Annotated in this window: 15 protein-coding genes and 1 pseudogene; 11 read left to right on the forward strand and 5 right to left on the reverse strand. The window is 35.2% G+C overall.

What is annotated here, in order from left to right:
- Positions 1-16: 16 nt before the first annotated feature.
- The 11 genes and pseudogenes from E4O01_RS13695 (at position 17) to rbr (ending at position 15168) form a co-directional block, all read left to right on the forward strand.
- Complete coding sequence (locus tag E4O01_RS13695; RefSeq protein ID WP_256484050.1) at positions 17-1336, forward strand: clustered-type lipoprotein; 1320 nt, start codon at positions 17-19, stop codon at positions 1334-1336.
- A gap of 11 nt (positions 1337-1347) precedes the next feature.
- Entirely contained in the window at positions 1348-2688 is a 1341-nt protein-coding gene (locus tag E4O01_RS13700; RefSeq protein ID WP_253692836.1) for a peptidoglycan DD-metalloendopeptidase family protein, read from the forward strand.
- Positions 2689-2758: 70 nt separating this feature from the next.
- Positions 2759-3940, forward strand: a pseudogene (locus E4O01_RS13705) (hypothetical protein).
- A 34-nt stretch (positions 3941-3974) separates the two neighbouring features.
- The gene (locus E4O01_RS13710) at positions 3975-5174 is read left to right on the forward strand and encodes a hypothetical protein (protein WP_253692839.1); all 1200 of its coding nucleotides are present in this window, start codon (positions 3975-3977) and stop codon (positions 5172-5174) included.
- A gap of 31 nt (positions 5175-5205) precedes the next feature.
- Complete coding sequence (locus E4O01_RS13715; protein ID WP_253692841.1) at positions 5206-6729, forward strand: peptidoglycan DD-metalloendopeptidase family protein; 1524 nt, start codon at positions 5206-5208, stop codon at positions 6727-6729.
- A gap of 23 nt (positions 6730-6752) precedes the next feature.
- A complete protein-coding gene (locus E4O01_RS13720) occupies positions 6753-8024 on the forward strand; it encodes a clustered-type lipoprotein (protein WP_253692843.1) in 1272 nt (423 codons plus the stop codon).
- A 10-nt stretch (positions 8025-8034) separates the two neighbouring features.
- A complete protein-coding gene (locus tag E4O01_RS13725) occupies positions 8035-9600 on the forward strand; it encodes a hypothetical protein (RefSeq protein WP_253692844.1) in 1566 nt (521 codons plus the stop codon).
- Positions 9593-11758 (forward strand): peptidase domain-containing ABC transporter, encoded by a 2166-nt coding sequence (locus E4O01_RS13730; protein ID WP_253692846.1) that lies wholly within the window; start codon positions 9593-9595, stop codon positions 11756-11758. The genes E4O01_RS13725 and E4O01_RS13730 overlap by 8 nt, the downstream gene beginning before the upstream one ends.
- A gap of 162 nt (positions 11759-11920) precedes the next feature.
- A complete protein-coding gene (locus E4O01_RS13735) occupies positions 11921-12925 on the forward strand; it encodes a beta-barrel domain-containing protein (protein WP_253692848.1) in 1005 nt (334 codons plus the stop codon).
- Between the two features lie 29 nt (positions 12926-12954).
- Positions 12955-14292, forward strand: coding sequence for a TolC family protein (locus tag E4O01_RS13740; protein ID WP_253692850.1), 1338 nt, complete (start codon positions 12955-12957; stop codon positions 14290-14292).
- 300 nt (positions 14293-14592) lie between these two features.
- Positions 14593-15168 (forward strand): rubrerythrin, encoded by a 576-nt coding sequence (gene rbr, locus E4O01_RS13745; protein ID WP_253677824.1) that lies wholly within the window; start codon positions 14593-14595, stop codon positions 15166-15168.
- A gap of 12 nt (positions 15169-15180) precedes the next feature.
- Here rbr and E4O01_RS13750 read toward each other — a convergent pair whose 3' ends face one another.
- From E4O01_RS13750 to E4O01_RS13770, 5 genes are all read right to left on the reverse strand, one after another.
- Positions 15181-16890 carry a RecQ family ATP-dependent DNA helicase gene (locus tag E4O01_RS13750; RefSeq protein WP_253692852.1) on the reverse strand — a complete coding sequence of 570 codons (1710 nt, stop codon included), beginning with the start codon at positions 16888-16890 and terminating at the stop codon, positions 15181-15183.
- Positions 16891-16952: 62 nt separating this feature from the next.
- Positions 16953-17423, reverse strand: a complete 471-nt coding sequence (locus tag E4O01_RS13755; protein WP_371819660.1) for an ATP-binding protein — start codon at positions 17421-17423, stop codon at positions 16953-16955.
- A gap of 3 nt (positions 17424-17426) precedes the next feature.
- A complete protein-coding gene (locus E4O01_RS13760) occupies positions 17427-17639 on the reverse strand; it encodes a hypothetical protein (RefSeq protein ID WP_253692855.1) in 213 nt (70 codons plus the stop codon).
- 234 nt (positions 17640-17873) lie between these two features.
- Positions 17874-18683, reverse strand: coding sequence for a DNA repair protein RecO (locus tag E4O01_RS13765; RefSeq protein WP_253692857.1), 810 nt, complete (start codon positions 18681-18683; stop codon positions 17874-17876).
- A gap of 2 nt (positions 18684-18685) precedes the next feature.
- A complete protein-coding gene (locus E4O01_RS13770) occupies positions 18686-20176 on the reverse strand; it encodes a HEAT repeat domain-containing protein (protein ID WP_253692858.1) in 1491 nt (496 codons plus the stop codon).
- Positions 20177-20179: the final 3 nt, after the last annotated feature.

Consider the following 20179-nt stretch of genomic DNA (forward strand, 5'->3'; position numbering starts at 1 on the left):
AAATATGGAGGTTATAATGCAAAACAACAAATTAAAACTAATCTTTATCTTAATATTGGCAGCATTTATATTTTCGTGTTCTAAAGAAGTTAAAGAACCTGGGGAAGAAAAAAACTCTGTAGTAAAAAATGAAGTGACAGAAAACAAACCTTTAGTAATACTTGAATATAGTGTCTCTCCAAAAAGAACTATACAAATTGCACAAAGTTCTGAAACAGAAGAAGATGATGATGATGATGATGATGATGATATTGATTTTACTGAAGAAGCCCCGCCGATCGTACTAACTGATGAAAACACACCTGAAACAGAGCTTATAAAATTACTGGAAAGTAGAAAACTATATGCATGGAAGCTAAATGAGATCCAACTAGAAATCAATATGTACGATATTTATGGAAATTCGTATGAGGAATTTGAAAAAAGCGGTATTGATCACCTAAACAGACAAAAAAATATAGAAATACTAAAAATTGATTCGGATAACAAAAATATTTATTGTAAACAGACATTAAATCTTCCAAGCGGAAAAAAATTAATATATGATGTTGCCTACAGTTTTTATCCATATTCAGAAAAATTTGCTTACACAAATTATGAGTTAAGGGGGCCCCCCGTAATAACCGATAGGCAAGTACAGGAATCAAAAAGAGTTCATGGAAAAATAACGGAAGCCGAAAACGATGTAAACAAAAATAAAAATATTAAAATATTTGAAAAATATATAAATAAATACACTAAGGAGCATCGGCGTAAAACGGGTGATAAGCCGTATAAGGTATTTGATTATGTAAAAGGGAACTTCACTGGTTCAGGAAAAGATGAATATATAGTTTTATTTACAGCTCCTTTTACCAAAACTGAAAAGGAAGACGGGGTATTTTTTCTGGAGTATAGCTATATAAAATACATTGAATGTTTTATTATGGAAAACGGCAAAGTAATTAAAATGTATCAACTCCCGGGGTGGTGGGGGCATATTGTACCGAGAGAAAAAACAAAAATAAATTTAGGAGAGCAATTTTCTTTTGGATGGATTGCCGATTTTAATCAAAACGGAATAAACGAGATATTTGTTCACCGCAAAGAGGTATTCGGTTCAAGTTTTTTCTCAATAGAATTTATTGATAATAGATTTGTCGAAATACCTATCACCGGCAAAGGAGACATTCTTAAATCAGTTGACTGGGAACAATCTAAACTAGTAATTGAAAATTATCCGTTTAAATCACTAGTGTTGGATTCTAAAGGCACACAGCCTAAATATTTTGCGGAATACCAATGGAATGAAAAAGAACGTTGCTATGTTCTTTTATCAAATAAACAATATAAATAAGGAGAAGATTTATGGAAGATGATTTTTTTATTCCTTATAAACCCGATGCAGTAATTGACTACTCCAATGCTGCAACTACAGGATCTAGGGAAAATGTTGATTCTGTTCATTTTATGACAAATGGAAAAGTTGTAAAAATTTTTAAGGATTATGACAAGTTAAGTGATGAGGATAAAGTATCCCCGGTATATGCCTATGGAAATTATGTAATTATAGAAGATAAAGATGGGTTTAAAATAAGATATGCACATCTTTCTACTGTTGAGGAAGGATTAAAAGTAGGTGGTGAAGTAAAAATGGATCAACAAGTTGGAATTCAAGGAGACACAGGTAATGGTCCTAAACATACACATATTTCTATCCATGCTCCAGGATTTTCATATTATAAACATACAATTCCGATGTATGAATATATGCTCAAGAATGGCCGTCTAAGAGATGATGTGGTATATCCTACAAATAAGGCCGTATCTGGAAAGTATGGAACGGAATATATACCTAATCCTCAATTTTTTCATGAGGGGGATGATATGTCGGGACATATACTGGTTTCAGGTTATAATCCTGCAGGTTTTAAAATAACACATGAGATTATGGAAAGCCTTAAGCCTAGCAGTGATATACAAAAAAATAAAAAAGCTGCTATGGCTTTGCAAGATAGAATTAATATAACCCGTGCAATTTTGGATATTCCAGAGCCTAAGAACTATAGTATATCTGACTTCCTTTTAGGAAAGATCACATTAGGTGAATATTTGACTGATCAAAAGATCAAGGAAAAACTAAAAGCCGAAGCTGAGGCAAAACGAATAGCAGAAGAAAAAGCGGCACAAGAAAAGGCTGAAAAAGAAAGACAGGATAAAGAAAAGCTTGCACGTGAGGATGAAGAAAGAAGAAGAAAAGAGGGAGGAAATAATCCTAGCCCCAATCCTAAAAAACCTGATGAGGATAGAAGCGAACCCATATTAGATGAAGATGACCGCCCCGGACGTAGAAATAAAAAAGGCGAAAAGCCGATAAAATCACCGCCTAAAAAAGACGGCGGAGGAAATAATCCCCCTCCTCCTAAGAAAGGTCAACCTCCTCAAAACGGAGGTGGTGGAGGAAGTAAACCTAAGCCTCCAAAAATTCCAAAACCTGGCGATATGATACCTCTAAGCATCGATACAAACAACGAATATTATTTAGGCTCGTTATACGGTACAAAACCTTTTAGTGCACAAGAATCGAGTGCATTTAATTCTACAATCATAAGTAATGAATTATCCGCATTACAACCGATAACAAATTTAAATGTTGCAGGGTTTCCTGTAAACGATACTGCAATAAAAGAAGATCCGTTTGGGGTGTAGGGAATTTAAATATAAAACACTTGACAACTTTTATATATAGATGTTAAAATCTTAAGGTATGGAGGTTATAGTGAAAAAAGACAAATTAAAACTTATTTTTATCTTAATATTAGCGGTTTTTTTATTTTCGTGTTCTAAAGAAGTTAAAAAACAGAAGCCTGTCGAAGCAAAAGTTGAAACATCTATAAAAACAGAGTCTCAGTCTAAAGAAACTCAGGTAAAAGAAGAAAAAACGGAAAAAGAAAAAGAGGTTGTAGCCGAAGATTCTGATAAAGAAACTGAAAAAGAGGGGCTTAAATATCTTTCCGATGAAAAGCACTATATGGCAAAGGGAAGTTTATTATTTTATAACTTAAATATAAATGACACCTATGAACAGGCATTAGCCAAATTAAAAGAGTTCGGAGTTAACGGTTTATATCCTACAGCAATGATGCCTAAAAGTTTACAAGAGATGGGCTGTAAGGCTTACATTCCTGATTATAAAACTTTAGGGAAAGACGCAAGTAATGATTTTTATATAATCTTTAAAGATGACAAAATAATAAGATTTATCAAGTTTTTTGCTTATGATATAGGATTTTATAAATTTTATCTTCCCGATTCAAAAAGAGTTGCCTTTGATGCACTCGATTTAAAAAAGTCAAGCGGGAAAGGCTATACATATTATGAAACGCCGGATTATGATTCATATACAAAGGAAAATAATGTTATTTATCGAAGCGAGGTATACTATCCGACAGAGGCGACAACCATTATAATGACCAGAGACGGGTATAAAACCTATTTTGAAGAAGCTGATCGAAGATCCGACGATATCTTAGAACTTGGAGATTTATATTTTTATGGTCTACACATAAAAGATGATATGGAAACAGTAAAAACAAAACTTGACAGCCATGGTATCATTTATAAAAAGGTATTTTTTGAACCAAAGTCATATCTGTTTGATGACGTTTTGGATGCCGAGTTCAAGTATAGACTAGACGGTGTTGAAAGTACGGATGAAAAGGTTACTGTCTGAAATTATAATGGCAAAGTTATATATTTAAGGGTCTATCCTACTGATGAAGATACATATATATTAATGCATTGTTTTCAAAGAAAATACAAAGTTTTTGAAGGTATTGGATCACCTACATGGTATGGTGCTAAAATGGGTAGATATAAATATAATTTTCGGTTAATGAGTGGAAGCGATTTTATGTTTGAAATGTCAGATGAAAGTGTATATTATTATTATTATTATTAATTATGGAGGGAAAGTATGAAATGGAGAGGTTATAATGCAAAGTAACAAATCAAAACTTATTTTTATCGTAATCTTAGCGGTTCTTTTATTTTCATGTTCTAAAGAGGTTAAAGAACCTGCGGAACAAAAAACTTTAACTGAAAGTAAAACCGCCGAAGATATGGCGAAAGAAACATTAATTATGCACCAGGATAAAAAAGTTATATTATCCGGTGGTTATATTGAAACTGAAAATCCGGAGTTTGACAGGTATAAAGGATGGGATATAAGATATCAAGAAAGTGATTTTGTAATAGCATGTGAAAGAAATGCCGGTCAAGATGGTTATAAAAATGCAGAAGAAATAGCTATATCTACAATTAATGAATATCCCGGTATGGAAATATTAAAGATAGACAGTGAAAATAAAGAAATTATCGCTAAGCAAATAAAAAAATCATGTACAGGAAAAAGAGAGGTTACATATAATGCCGTATATAAATACTTTGATGAGCCTAAAACATTTGCATATATAAAATGTGAATTAGAAAAGCCAAATATAAAAGCTCCTAAAAAAGCTGTAAAAAGACAAGTGCATGGAGAAATAACAGAATCACAAGATGATCCTGACAAAGATGCACATATAAAACTTTTTGAAAACTATATAAACATGCATAGACCTTTCCATAAATATGAAGATGATAAAAAACCTTATGAAGTACTTGATTACATAAAAGGTAATTTTACAAATTCGGGTAAAGATGAATATATAGTTTGTCTAACACAAGGTACAAAGATTGATGATTTTTCAGGAGACACATATAAAGAATCAGATGCTGCCTGTTGTTTTATTTTAGAAAACAAAAAAATATTAAAGGTCTATAAACTACCTGCTATTTTTGGAAGCCAGTTTTTTCCAACTGACACAAACAACTTAGGCTATAATTTTTTTCATGGCTGGATAGCGGATTTTAACCAAAATGGAATAAACGAAATATTTTTTTTATGCAATTATTTATATTCTTCTCAATTAATAGCAATAGAATTTAATGGTGAATTATTTAAAAATTACCATATAAGTAGCTTCGTAATTAAAGATTTGAAAATTGATTGGGATAACCGGATAATTAAGATTAAACATAATACTGATTATGTTATATTAAATACTGAAAGCGAATACTATATACAGACAGTTCAATGGAATGAAGAGGATAATTGTTATTGGGCTATATCTGATATACTTCAACCAAAATAAATTTTTAAATTTAAGGAGATTGATGATCATAATGAATGAAAGCCGTTTTATTTTATCAAATCACAGTTTTAGTAAAAAACAAGAGAAAGGTAATTATATTATTTTAAACGAGAGCAATCTTAAATTAATAAGAGGAGGTCGTGATATTGGTCCATTAGAGGAATTTGATACTGAAACTGGACTAAAAAATCCTTCACAAAAACAAATTAGATATAATGAATGGGATATATATTCTATAAAAGGCGGCGAAGTTGTACATGTATATACTAAAGACTCCGGTAGTGCATATGGTAACAATATAATAATAAAAGATAATGAGGGCAATTATGTAAGATATGCTCATTTAGAGGCTGTTAATGTTGTAAAAGGTCAAAAAATAAAACAGGGAGATATAATAGGTATCATGGGCAATACAGGTACCGGCGATACTAAAAATCCTAGTGATAAAGAATATAATAGACATTTACATGTTTCTGTATACCCTCCTACAAAAAATAGAAAAGAAAGACAAAATTTTCGCTCATCTGAAGCAACAATTAATCCGGCACAATACATACTTGACGGCGGAACCTATCCTTGCAATACAAAAGTTTCAGGCAAATACAAGAGAAAATATCCCGGAATAATAAATAAAACAGATATAATACCATGGTATCTTCACGAAGGACTTGATTTTTCAGGCAGGCCAACAAATCTAATTCCCGGCTGGAAATATGGAATATATGCAACAGGATATTTAGATAACGCTAAAGAATATGAATATTTGGACTCCTTAAAGAGAGAAAAAGAAATTACAGCTAAGAGTATGTATAATAATGCTGTTATTTCCACTGAAACTACTGCGTTATTGCTCGGACTTGATCTACCTAAAAACTATAAGGATAAAATAAAAAAATCTGTTGGCATATCACTTGCTGAAATTTCTGAGACTGAAAGAAAAAGATTTATCAAACTTTATGAAGCACAAGAAAAAGCAATAGCCGAAGCTGAGGCAAAACGAATAGCAGAAGAAAAAGCGGCACAAGAAAAGGCTGAAAAAGAAAGACAGGATAAAGAAAAGCTTGCACGTGAGGATGAAGAAAGAAGAAGAAAAGAGGGAGGAAATAATCCTAGCCCCAATCCTAAAAAACCTGATGAGGATAGAAGCGAACCCATATTAGATGAAGATGACCGCCCCGGACGTAGAAATAAAAAAGGCGAAAAGCCGATAAAATCACCGCCTAAAAAAGACGGCGGAGGAAATAATCCCCCTCCTCCTAAAAATAATCCGCCTCCCAAAAAAGGAGGAGGTGGTGGAGGAAGTAAACCTAAGCCTCCAAGAATTCCAAGACCCGGCGATATGATACCGCTAAGTGCTGATACAAACAATGAATATTATTTAGGCTCGTTATACGGTACAAAACCTTTTAGCGCACAGGAATCGAGTGCATTTAATTCTACAATCATAAGTAATGAATTATCCGCCTTACAGCCTGTAACAAGTTTAAATGTTGCGGGGTTCCCTGTAAACGATTCTGCAATAAAAGACTTGACGGCTATTACACATATATGTTAAAATCTTAAGATATGGAGGTTATAATGAAAAAAGACAAATTAAAATTTATCTTCACTTTAATATTGACGGCCTTTTTATTTTCGTGTAAAGCTTCTGATACAAAAAGCGGCAGAGAAATGAGAATAGAAAAATTTTCTAAAATGATAGAAAATAATAAAATATCAGGAAAAGGAAAAGAAAATGAGTTTGAAAGAACTCCTTTTGTATTAGATGACTATGATTTGGTATACATTCAAGCATTGTATACAGGGACGAATATAGGAAAAGATAACAGGATTTATTATACCGATGTTGAGGTTATAAAATTCGAAAGAGAAAAAGAAATAGAATGCAGACAAAAAAGAACGGCAAAAAACGGCAAGGATTTTTTTTATAATATAAAATATGAGTGGGACAAAAGAGCAAAAAAATTCGTAAATACAAAATACGAACTTGCGAAAGAATTAAACATAGGGGTAATTAATGAAAAAATAATAAAAAAACAAGTACACGGGTTTGTAATAGAATCAAAAGAAGATCCCGATAGAGAAAGGTTAATACCTATGTTTGAATCATATATGACAAAACTTGATAAAAATGATAAATATCATTATACATATTATGTGTTGGACTATATAAGAGGAAACTTTACAAATTCGGGATATGATGAATATATAGTTTTTTTTACCAATGATTCTAGAAAAGAGATGGAAGAAGCCGGAGAGCATCACCCTAATTTTTATAGTAAGGATGGAAAACTATCTGATATAACATGGAAAAATAATATATCAGATGCAGCTTGCTTCATTGTTAAAAATAACCGCTTTATAAAAGTATACAGTATTTTCGCAATTAATGAATTTTTACCTGCTTATGAAAAAAGTTTAAGCTTATATGGTTCGTTGAATCCGAGACAATTGCCTTATATAACTAATTTCGGTAAACAATTTTTTCAAGGGTGGGTAGCCGACTTTAATCAAAACGGAATAAATGAAATATATATATTTTACTTTGGAGGCTCTGGAGCGCATATCGCTGTAGAAGAATTTGACGGACAAAGATTTAAAATACACGACTTAAAATTTTTTGGTTATAATATAGCGGAAGTTGATTTTTATAAAAAAACACTTAACGGTAAGTATTACGGTATAAAATTATCAGGCGACACCAAATTTATAGTATGGTATAAAGAAATCTTTCAGTGGAATGAAGATGACAATAGCTATTGGCTTCAGTCATATAATATATCTCCGAATAGGTCATATAAGATGTCATGGGATCCGATGAAAAATGATTGGGTAGATATAAAATATTAGGAGGTTTGAGATGATAATCAAATTAAGTAAGGAACAGTTAAAGAAAATTAATGGAGGCAGTGATGAGCCTGATGCAGAGAAAATAAAAGAATGGAAAATACAAAATGAAAAGGCTGCAAAGATTCCCCGTGAAGCAGCTATATATAGACAGGGAGCTCGAGGGAATTTTGATGGAGTTCATACCGATATGTCATATTGGTGTAATATGAACACTTTGGACACATTAGAAGCTGTTGGATTTCATACTGAATGGTTAGAAAACTCAGAAGGAAAGTATGATACTACAAGTAATCAAATTATCGATAATGCAAATAAATTTATACAGGAATTTTCAGCTCCAAAGGCTGCTGAGGCAGTTAATTCTGCTGTCAAAGAAAATTCCGATTTAAGTTATGCCAATGCAGTTAATTTATATAATAATGTTGTAAATGATTGCGATTGCCCGCTTGTAAAGCTGAAAACCGGGAAGGAAGCTCATGACCTTGCTAATAAAGGATATATGCCTTTTATAGGGAAAAAGGGGGAATATCATGGTCATGCAGTTCCCGTTTTACCTTCAGATACACCATATGATGAAACAAAAGGCCCACTGGTTTCACATGTGGGCGGCGGAGATAATGGTATTAAATTTGCCACAACATCTTTTGGATTTGGATTGGACTCCGGATGGGATGATAGCAGAGTAGAAATATTTTATGATAAAACTCAAACTCATATACCAAAAGCCGGTTCTCGTCCTGCATGGGATTTTAAAAATAATAAGCAATCAATTTCAATTTATGATCCTTCATACCAAGAAGAAGATTTCGAAATTAAGTTGGAGATAAAAAGTAATTCGACAGGAGAAAATAATAATTCTAATCAATTGTCTTTCTTTAGAATTGACCCCGAATTTTTTATAGCTGCCGGAGATGGAATAGATGTAAATAGACTCATGGATCAAATACGCCAAGAAAAAGCCAAAGCCGAAGCCGAGGCAAAACGTATAGCAGAAGAAAAAGCTGAAAGGGAAAGGCTTGAAAAAGAAAGACTTAAGCAAGAGGAAGAAAATCGTAAGAGAGAAGATAAAATAACTAATCCTTCTCCCAGCCCTGCCCCTGATACTGATCCTAACAATCCTGATGAACCTATAGATAATGATAGAGATGATAATGAGGATAATAATGAAGAAACAATAACTACTCCGCCTGACAACACCGGCGGAGGAAATGGAACACCGCCTAAAGATGGTGACGGCGAAAGTCCTGCTCCTCCTTCCGAAGAAAATCCTTCTCCCGAAAACGGCGGAGGAGATAGCGGCGGCAATGAACCTGAACCTCCAAGCCCGCCCGGAGGCGGAGGCAGCGGAACAATTTATATGCCTTGGAGTACCGATACAGGCAATGAGTATTATTTGGATACTTTATACGGTACAAAACCTTTTAGTGCACAAGAATCGAGTGCATTTAATTCTACAATCATAAGTAATGAATTATCCGCATTACAACCGATAACAAATTTAAATGTTGCGGGGCTTCCTGTAAATGATACTGCAATAAAAGAAGATCCGTTTGGGGTGTTAAGGAGCCGTGTTTAATAAAAAATCCAATTTAACCGTGGTCTTGCAGCAAGACAGTCAAGACTGCGGTCCTGCCTGTCTTGCAACTCTTTGCAAATATTACGGGAAAAGAATACCTATTTCTTATATACGCAAAATAGCGGGTACGGATAAAACAGGTACATCAGGATACGGAATTGTCCGCGGTGCAGAAGAATTAGGATTTTCATGTCAGGGAGCTTTAAGTCCCGAAAAAGAATTTTCCGGGGACATTGTGTTCCCTGTAATTGCTCATTTAAAAAGAAATGATTCAGAACATTATGTTGTAATTTTTAAAATTAAAAAAGATAACGTAATTATAGGAGACCCTGCTTCAGGGCTTTTGAAAATACCTATAAGTGAATTTAAAAAAGAGTGGAGCGGTGTCTTTTTTGTTTTAACTCCTCAAGAAAAATTTAAGTTAAATAAAGATTCAGGCAGTATTTTAACCCGCTTTTTTTATCTTTTAAAGCCCCATAAAAAAATAGTAGGCGAAGTTCTTACGGCAAGTATACTCTTAAGTTTTTTAGGTATAATCGTTGCTTTTTATTTTCGGTTTTTGGTTGATGAAGTTTTATATTCAGGTACAAAAATAACGCTTAACTTGGTTTCTTTAGGATACCTTGTTGTAATTATTTTTCAAACGCTGTTAAATATTTCGCGTAATCAACTTATGCTTCATATGAGCAGTAAGATGGAAGCTGCTTTAAGTTTTGAATACTTTGACCATGTTCTTCATCTTCCAATGGATTTTTTTACTACACGTAAAACAGGAGAGGTCCTTTCCCGTATTCATGATGTAAATACTATAAGACAGGTTCTGTCTTCTACAGGAATGAATATTATCTTGGACTCCCTAATGCTGGTTGTAGGCGGAGCTTTTTTATGTGCATCGGGCGGAATACTCATGCTGATTGCCGTTATTCCGGTTATTATTTCTGCCGTTGTAATATGTTTTTTTGTGCAGCCATATAGAAGAATGATAAAAGAAAAGGCCGTAATAGATGCCGAAAAATATTCAGGCATGGTAGAGTCCATAAACGGAATAGGAACGGTAAAGGCTCTTTCAAGTGAAGATCTTGCATTTGAGCGAACCGAGGTAAAAATGGTAGATTCCGTAAATAAGGGGATTGAAATAGGTACGCTTGCAAATATAGAAAATGCCGTGCAAATGACTCTCTCACAGCTTGGAACCTTAGGCGTTTATTGGGTAGGCAGTTTTAAAATATTAACCGGAACTATGAGCCTCGGGCAGTTGATAGCATTTTCTATTTTATCGGGATATTTTTTAGGCCCCTTAGGGCGTTTATTAACCTTACAACCCACTTTACAGGAAGCCTTTGTTGCAGCAAACCGTCTTTCCGAAATACTTGATATGCCTATCGAAAAAACAACCTATTCGGGAAAAACTAAAATAGAAAATATAGAAGGTTCTATCGACATTAAAGACCTTTGTTTTGCCTACGGTTTACATGGTAATACATTAGAAAATATTAATTTAAATATAAAACCCGGAATGAAAATTGCTTTTGTAGGAGCCTCCGGTTCAGGCAAAACAACACTTGTAAAACTGCTTATGAAATTTTATAATTTTCAAAGCGGGGAAATCTTTATTGACGGTTTAAATATAAAAGATTTGGAAACCGAATCGTATCGTAAACTTATAGGTTATGTACCTCAAGAAGTTCTATTATTTTCAGGTTCAATTCGAGAAAATATTTTATGGGGAAACGGGTTTTTACCTGAAAATGCCTTGTATTATGCTGCAAAAGTTTCCCGCTCCGATGCTTTTATCAATAAGCTGCCCGATCGTTACGAAACAATTATAGGAGAACGGGGAGCAACTCTTTCGGGTGGTGAAAGGCAGCGTATAGCCTTGGCCCGTATTTTACTTAGAGAACCTAAAATACTGATACTTGATGAGGCGACTGCAAGTTTAGATGCTATTACCGAAAAAGCTATAATGAACACAATTGAAGAAATAATTGAAAATAAAACTACAATTATTGTTGCTCACAGGCTTTCGACAATTATAAATTGCGATAAAATTTTTGTATTTGATGGAGGTAAAATAAAAGAAGAAGGAACACACAAAGAGCTTATTTTAAAACACGGAATATATACCGATCTTTGGAATGCTCAAAATACGGATATCTAACTTTTATTTTTGACTATGAAACCCATACGCCTTATACATCTTAAAGATTTACGTTATAAGCATGAAATATTTTTACAAAAACCGCCGGCAGTTTTAACTATTTTTATTTATATAATCGGCAGTCTAATGCTTTTTACACTTTTATATTGCACATTCGGAAAAATGGAAGAAGTAGTATATGCTAAAGGTCAGGTACGGCCCGTACAAAATATATCATTGGTAAAAAATATAGTTGCAGGTGAGATTGTACAAATAAATTATCTGCCGGGGCAAAAGATAGAAAAAGGCTCGCAGCTTTTACAAATTGATGCCGGTATTTATTCGGCAAGAAAAGAAGCTCTCCAAACCTACTATGATGAAGTGAATAAAAAAATTGAAGGAGTTAAAAATTTAATTAAAAGTTATAATGCCGATAAAAATGTAATTTCTAAAAAAGATAGCTCAACTTATGCCCGCTTTATGGTTTACACAAACGAAAAAGAGATTTTAACAAAGCGTTATAACATGGTAAAAAAATTATGGCTTGAAGCACTTGAATTACCTGCAACAGCAATTCAACAGGCTCAGTTAAGAGAGTTAAAATACAAGGCAGATATGGCAGAGCTGGATTTGACTACTTACAAAAATAAATTTATTAATTCTCTTCTTTCTGAACTGGATAACTTTTTAATAGAAAAAGAAAAAATATACAGTCAATTAAAAGATGCGAATCTTTCTTTAAAAAACACTTGCATTAGATCACCCATATCAGGTTATGTACAAGAAATTTCTTCCTTAAATAAAGGCGATTATATTAATGCAGGGCAATCGATTCTTAATATTGTTCCGGATGGAACAGATAACTATAAAATCGAAATCCGTGTTCCTGCAAAAGATGCAGGTAAAATAATGGAAAAAATGAAAATAAAATACCGATTTACCGCATTCCCATATCATGAATTCGGCGGGCTTACAGGCGAGGTTATCAATATAGAGCCCGATTCATTTATAGATCGTGACGGTTCGGTTTATTTTGCCGTTACAGGTAATCTCGATAAAAATATATTAGTTGATAAAGAAAAAAAAGAATATCGTGTAAAACCCGGTTTAGAAATTGATGCACGTATTATTTTAAAAGAGCAAAGTATCTTATGGCATTTTTTAAAAACGATGGATCTTGTATGGTGAAAAAATTTTTTTATATATTTATATGTTGTATGGTATCTTCATTATATGCAATTGAATATGAAGACTTTATTGACATAGTTTTAACAAACAGCAATGAGTATCAAAAGGCTCTTAGTAAGTATAATATAAAAAAAATGGCAGCACAAAAAACACAATATAGATGGATTCCTAAACTATCATTAGATTTAAATTATATTGGAAATATGGAAGTTAAAAGCCGTGATCAAATACATGCTTTTACAACAGGTCTTAATTTAAAACAAACCTTGCCGATGGGGATGGGATTAAATTTTAATATCAGTAATACTTTTGCCTTAGCTAAAATACAAGGAGCAAAAAACGAATACAGTTCTTCTGCTAAGAGTCAATTTTTAATGCCGCTTTACTTTTTTGCTCCCGGTATTTTAAAACCTTATTCCGAATATGAGATTTATTTGGGCAAATATAGTATTAATTTTGCCGATTTAGAATTAAAACGGATAAAACAAAAAATAATAGCAGAGGCCGTATATATTGCTGTTTCTTATTGGCTCCAAAAAAAGACTCTTGAAATTGAAGAAGAAAAACTGCAAATCGATTTACAACTAGGTTTAAATGATGAAGCTTTATGGAAGCAAGGAAAGCTTTCTACACTTGAACTTTCAGAAAAGAATACAAGAAGATATAATAATCAATTAAATTTTTTAAATTCAAAAAAAAGATATCTTCAAATGCTTCATAGTTTAAATTTAACGGGAGTGAGCGATGATACGATACCGGAGAAAATTGAACCTTGGATAAAAAAACTTGAAAACTATATTTCTTATGAGTATATAAATGAAGAAATAGAATTAGAGCTTAAACAAAAACAGTTAAAAATAAATCAATATTATACATTGAAAGAACAGCTTAATAGGCTGCCGTCATTTATATTTTCATTTACGGTTGACCCTGCTTCCAAATCAAAGGGAGGCATTAAATTTAATGATACTATTCAAAATTACTGGAAGGCGGATAAAAACTGGCTTTTTAATTTTACCATTGGAATAAATATTCCGCTGTCTCCACTTGATGATGCCTATGATATAGATAAGACAGCCAAAGAATTACTTAATTTAAATAAGTTGGAAATAGAAGCTCTTAATATCAATCATCAAAATAAAAAAGAAGTTCATGAAATAAATTTAAACATTTTAAATGAAATATGCATTTTAGCAGAAAAAAATAAAGAAAATATGCAAAACCGTTTAATTTCTTCAGAAGTTTTACTAAAACAAGGATATATAACCGAGATTGATTTTAAAATTCAAAATCTTGATTATCGGCGTTCGCAATTAAACAGCCTAAAGGCCAGACTTGATTATATTATTGAAGTCTTAAATTATTAAAAGTTTTATTTTCCCTCGCCCCCTTTTATTATTTAAAAAATAGGTTTATACTTAAACAACAGGCTTTTTGTTTTTAAAAAATGAGTTTTTACTCTGTGCCTCTTTTAAAAAACGTGGAGCCTCAAGGAGATACGATAAACAGTTCGGCAGAAATTCAGCCTCACTGTTTATCTGTCGAGTTTTGTACCTTAGGTACAAAACGTCGCATTGTTGTATGTAGTTTTGCAAAAACAAAGCTACTTGAAAAAACTTTTTTCAGGATTTGATAATCCTTACAAAAAGTTTTTATAGGAGAAGAGTATGCAATCATTAAAAGGAACAAAGACCGAACAAAATATTCTTTCGGCCTTTATCGGGGAGTCTCAGGCTCGTAACAAGTACACATTTTGGGCAAGTGCAGCTGAAAAAGAAGGTTTTGTGCAAATTGCAAGAATCTTTATCGAAACTGCGGAGCAGGAAAGGGAACACGCAAAGCGCCTCTTTAATTTTTTAGAAGGCGGAGATGTTACCGTTTCTGCAACGGCTCCTGCAGGTGTGGTCGGCACAACCTTGGAAAACCTAAAGCAGGCAGCTGCCGGTGAAAACCATGAATGGCAGCACATGTATCCTGAGTTTGCTAAGACGGCAAGGGAAGAAGGTTTCCCCCTAATCGCTGCCGTTATGGACAGCATCGCTGTTGCCGAAAAGTACCATGCAGAAAGGTATGAGGCCTTTATCAAAAGGATCGAGGAGAATTCCATGTGGGTACAAGAAAGTCCGACAACATGGAAGTGCTTAAACTGCGGCTTTATCGTAGTCAGCAAAAGCGCTCCCGAAAAATGCCCTGCCTGTGCTTATCCCAAAGCTTACTTTGCCCGTTTGGAAGAAAGTTTTTAAACTCGGCTTAAATCAAACGGTAAGCTTATCGTGCCAAAGGGGGCTTTTCAATTTTTTGATAAGCCCCTCTTTAATAAGCTCTTCGCTTAAACGCTTTACATCCCCTGCTTCCCAAAATTCCTTCTTTGAAGAAAAAAAATCGATCGCTTCATTTTGAGTAAAAATTCTTTTGTTTGCTTTTATGAACCTTACAAAAAGCCTTTCGTCTTCGGGATATTGAACTGCTGTCTTATTGCAAATATCGCAGCCCGAACAGGCGATTACCTCTTCATCGGGGTTTGTCGCCTCTGCTCTTGTTTCGCCGAGGGCCTCTAATAGAACGGCTCTTCGGCACTTCCCGCTTTCGGCAAAGTCTTTAAGAACCCCGGCCCTAAGGCGCTGTTTTTCGGGCAAGAGCTCTATCCGCTTTTTATCGGCAGGAGACCATAAAAGAACAGCCTCGGCTATGCTCCCGTCACGCCCGCCTCTTCCGGCTTCTTGAATATAGGCTTCCGCAGTAGGAGAAGGATCCATGTGGATTACGGTTTTAACATCCTTCTTGTCGACTCCCATCCCCCAAGCACAAGTACATATCAGTATGCCGCTTTTATGTGCATGGAACCATTTTTCGGTTTCGGCTTTTTCTTCTCTTTCGAGGCCTGCATGATAAAACCTTATATTTTCGTCGTTTAAGTGCAGACGCAAAAAAGAAGCCGTCTGTTCCGTTCCTTTCCGGCTGGAGCAAAAGATGACCATAGGCCTTTTTCTTTTTTGAACTTCTTCCAGAAGAGCTGGATTTTTTACCCTGCAATACTTTACAAAATAAATTATATTTGTTCTGTCCGATTCGCCTCGAACCAAATGAGCCCTGCCCTCAAAAAGAATTTCGGCTATACGCTGTAAAACCGGAGGACTCGCCGTTGCGGTAAAGGCTGAAACGGCGTAGGGGTGAAGCTTTTTGATTATGTTTGTAAGCTCAAGATAGGCCGGTCTAAAACTGTCTCCCCATTCGGTAACGCAGTGAGCCTCGTCTATCGCCAGGTGAACCACATTGCAGGCTGCAATCCTGTCGATTAGATTCCCGGCTGAAAGAACCTCGGGGTTTGCAATTATGAGCTTTGCAGGAGGCTTTCCGTCGCTTCCTTCCATGCGGGCAAGCTGTGCTTCTCTTTCTTCTTTAGTTTGACCACCCTTAAAAATTACAGGCTCAAGCCCGCCCTCCGCCATGCGCCTAAACTGGTCGCTCATAAGGGCTAAAAGAGGATAGATGATTACGGTAGGCCCGTCCAACAAGAGGGCCGGAACTTGAAAGCACAAAGACTTTCCTGCTCCTGTCGGTAGGAGAATAATTTGCCTTCCTCTCATAATTCCGTCCTCATCATAGAGCTCAGTAAGTTTTTCTTCTTCGGTATTTGCATTAATTTTTTGAAGCAATTTTGTTTTTGCGTCCTTGTCCGAATCCGAAACTTCCCCGTTTTTCTTTTCAATCTCAATTTGTTCCGCTTCAATGCGGGCTTCGGCTGCATGAACCGCATCCAAGATATTGGCTATTGCAAGCCTCTGCCAAGGATATAGCGACGGAATCCCGAAAACGTTTTTTGCACAAACCGCAACGGCATCCTCGGTTTTTTCTAAACTGTATTCGGGATTGTCGGTTTCGCATACAAAGGGGCAATAAAGATCGTCCGGAGTATCATCCCATCGGTAAAGCTCTTCTGTTTCTTTTAAATTTTGATTTTCCATTTTCACCTCTCAATATTATTGTACGAGATAGATGAAAGAAATAGTAATTTTTTAAAAAGAAATTATAAATAATATTTTGTGCCTCTACCGCTGCCTTCTTTTTGAATATACTTTTTTTCAAGCAGGGAATTGATAAGCCTGACAACCTTATTTTTTCCAAAGCCGCTTTTTAAAACTATTTCACTGCTGGATAAGCGTATTCCTTTCGATAGAATTTCCAGAATAAGCATTTCATCCGAATTTACTTCTTTTTTTCGATCTATAGCGGGGAGAGTTACACAAATATTATTTTCCGAAATATCGAAAATCGGCTTTATTTCATACTCTTCATAGTAGTTCATAATACGCTTAATACCTGTTCCAAACATTTCTATTAGGTGTAACCTAAAAAAAACATTGGCGATAACGGGATTTCTTAATATGGAGATATAGCCTTTTAAATACTCTTCTTTATTAATACCTGCGGGTAATCCTCCGGGAGAGTAAATTTCTATTTTATCGGGATGCATTGCAACCCGAATATGTGCGGGAATATCCTAGACTCTATGCACGATTGCATTAGCAAGAGCTTCACGGAAAGCTTCTGTCGGTATGCGTTCAATCAGTTTCCGTTCCATCCCTTCAATTTTTTCATATTGATAATATTTTTCAAAAAAACAAATTGCCTGATTGTATTCTTCTAAGATTGATTTATTTGCCAAAATATCCCGATCTAAAATTTCGCTGATTGAACCTCCGAACCGAACCATATCAATACCCGGGAACTTGTTTTTATCTGCAAATAATGACCTCTGATTTTGTGTATTGTACCGCTAATTATTATACCATATAACAAACGCAAATGCAACGTATTTTTTTGCGTTTCATTTACGTTTGAAACGTATTTTTTTTCGTTTTATTCGTGCGGAGGGTTTAATACCCCGACGCTCTGCGCCGGGGTTGTTGATTTGCGTTTGCAAAATGAGTTTTAAAATCAGCCCGGATTACAACAAAAAATTACAGGATTCGAGAGTTTTAAAATTTGAACCTGCTGCGAGCCTTATAAGATAGAATAAAAAATCTTTTAGTTCGGCGTAGGCTTGTTCCGAGAGGTTTAATCCTCTCGATATTTTTGGGATAAGATTTTGAACTGCGAAGAGGTATAAAAGGCTTTCGCCTGAAAGGGGAAATGCCGGCTCGTGTTTATCGAGGCAGACCTCGCAAACGCAAGAATCTTCATGCGGAACGAAAAAGGAGTTTTTTACGCTGTAAGAAAAATCTTCCGCATTTGTGGTGAGAGCATCGGTTTTCGATTCTGCACCCGAAGTCCTTACTCCGCAGCGGCAGCAATGTTCCATATCCGGGGCAAGACCCGATAAAGAAATGACCCTCCACAAAAAACGGAGCAAGGCTTTTCGGCATTCGTTTTCGGAAGAAACTGCAAGCCCCGTCAAAAAGGAATTTATGATTTGCCAGTCGATGTTTCCTTTAAGCTTGACGGCTAATTCGGCTGCAAAGGCTGCACACCAAATGCGGGTCAGGTTATCGCTGAGGCCTATGCGGTAGTCGCTTACCTTAAAGTCGCTTATCTTGTTTGAATTTTTTATTGGGTTTGAATAAATCCAAACTTCTCCGGTGTGGTAGGGAATTACCATGCTTCGCAGTTTGCTCTTAGGCCCGCCGAAGACAGCCGCATCTATCAGCTTGCAGGAGTGTTCAGTATCGGGTAAGAGGAGTAGGGCGTTTCTGTGCCCTTCTCCGAATGTCTTTAACGAAAGGACGAGAGCTTCGGAAGACCAAGAGCGGTTAGCCATCTTTACTTGCCTGTTTGCTTGTCTTGAGGGGCGTTTGTATTTCCGGATTGCAAGAGGTCCTTAGCCCTTCGGCTTAAAGTTCCGTTTTTTTCATCTTCGGCAATCGCGGAAACAAGTGGTACAAGTTCGGGATATTTATTGCGTTTAAACATGTCCAATCCTATGCTTTTGAGAATTGCATCCTTATGGTTTAGATAGGCTTCAGCTATTGGAGCCGTTCCTTTATTTTCAACTTTTGAAATAACCTTGCCGAGTTCTGCGGAAAATTTATTTTGTTTCTTGTCCGAGATAGCTTTTAATGCGGCCGTCTTTACATCTTCAAAAATTACATCAAAGTTATTCTTTAAAAGACTTTCGGCAATTTTTAAGCGTAAGGGCAGCCCTGTTCTTTCTTCATTAAAAGAATCGATAAGCCACTCATTTGCTTCCGCATTGTTAAAATGAGAAAGGGCTTCTATCGCGGCTAAGCGTACGGAATTTTCAGGGTCTTTTTTTGCACGGTATAAGATAAACGGAACGGCATCCTCCGCTTTTTCTTCCTTTGCAGATTGAATGGCTTGAAGTCTTACCTTATAGTAAGAATCTTTAAAGGCTTGAATCATTATGTTTTTAGCCTTAGCGTCCTTAAAGCCGGCAATACCTTTTATCGCAGCAGTTCTTAAAATCGGATCCTTATCTTCAAAAATTTCGGATAAAACAGGAATAGCTCCTTCATCTCCTATCTTTCCTAGGGCAGAAACGGCTGCACCCCTTATAATGGCATTTTCATCGGAATCTTCAGCAACGCGGATTAAAAAATCCCGGATTTCAGGCGTGTGGAGTTCTTCCAATGCAAACATTATATTTTGTTTTATTATTAAAGATTTTTTTTCATCTTCTGAGGCTTCGGAATCAAAAAGCTCTGAAAGGAAAACTGCGTCTTCGGCTTTTCCTATTTTTCCTATTGCAGCAATACAAAGGTCTCTGTACTCATCTTCTTCGTCTTTTAGTATTTGCCGTAAAAAATCTATTCCTTCGTATATCTCAAGCTCTCTGATATAGGAAATAGCAGTGCGGACTGTTTCTTGGGGAAACTCTTCTTTGTTTTCTAAGACCATGAGGGCATCGGCTTTTAAGCAATCATTCTTTTTTTCGGCAAAGTAAGCAAACAAAGCTTCTCTGATTGCAGGAATTTTGGTCTCGGCAAATATTTTTTGTAGGTCGGTATCAAAGCGGTCATCTTCATCGCTTTTTAGCCTTTTTATAAGTTCTAAGATATCGTCGCCTGTACCGTAAAGGATTGTGTCTCTTTTTTCTTCAAATTCAGATACTTCTTTTTTCTTTGTTTTGTCATTAGTTTTATCTTCTGTCTTTTCTTGAGTAGTTTCCGTATTTTCTGAAGGAGGCTGAGCTGCTTCTTGGGCGGCAAGCTGGAGCGTTAAGCTTAAAATAAATAAGAGGTTGAGCACACTGAGTTTTAAAAAAAAGTGTAATTCTTTTTTTAGGTTTTTCATAAA

Origin of the sequence: Treponema sp. OMZ 790, from assembly GCF_024181285.1 — a bacterium.
Taxonomy (GTDB): Bacteria; Spirochaetota; Spirochaetia; order Treponematales; family Treponemataceae; genus Treponema_B.

Coding starts and splice junctions, on each gene's coding strand:
- E4O01_RS13735 (WP_253692848.1), top strand. CDS start 11,921: ATGGAAGAAGTAGTATATGCTAAAGGTCAGGTACGGCCCGTACAAAAT.
- E4O01_RS13695 (WP_256484050.1), top strand. CDS start 17: ATGCAAAACAACAAATTAAAACTAATCTTTATCTTAATATTGGCAGCA.
- E4O01_RS13760 (WP_253692855.1), bottom strand. CDS start 17,639: ATGGTTCGGTTCGGAGGTTCAATCAGCGAAATTTTAGATCGGGATATT.
- E4O01_RS13750 (WP_253692852.1), bottom strand. CDS start 16,890: ATGGAAAATCAAAATTTAAAAGAAACAGAAGAGCTTTACCGATGGGAT.
- E4O01_RS13725 (WP_253692844.1), top strand. CDS start 8,035: ATGATAATCAAATTAAGTAAGGAACAGTTAAAGAAAATTAATGGAGGC.
- E4O01_RS13740 (WP_253692850.1), top strand. CDS start 12,955: ATGGTATCTTCATTATATGCAATTGAATATGAAGACTTTATTGACATA.
- E4O01_RS13715 (WP_253692841.1), top strand. CDS start 5,206: ATGAATGAAAGCCGTTTTATTTTATCAAATCACAGTTTTAGTAAAAAA.
- E4O01_RS13765 (WP_253692857.1), bottom strand. CDS start 18,683: ATGGCTAACCGCTCTTGGTCTTCCGAAGCTCTCGTCCTTTCGTTAAAG.
- E4O01_RS13720 (WP_253692843.1), top strand. CDS start 6,753: ATGAAAAAAGACAAATTAAAATTTATCTTCACTTTAATATTGACGGCC.
- E4O01_RS13700 (WP_253692836.1), top strand. CDS start 1,348: ATGGAAGATGATTTTTTTATTCCTTATAAACCCGATGCAGTAATTGAC.
- E4O01_RS13710 (WP_253692839.1), top strand. CDS start 3,975: ATGCAAAGTAACAAATCAAAACTTATTTTTATCGTAATCTTAGCGGTT.
- rbr (WP_253677824.1), top strand. CDS start 14,593: ATGCAATCATTAAAAGGAACAAAGACCGAACAAAATATTCTTTCGGCC.
- E4O01_RS13770 (WP_253692858.1), bottom strand. CDS start 20,176: ATGAAAAACCTAAAAAAAGAATTACACTTTTTTTTAAAACTCAGTGTG.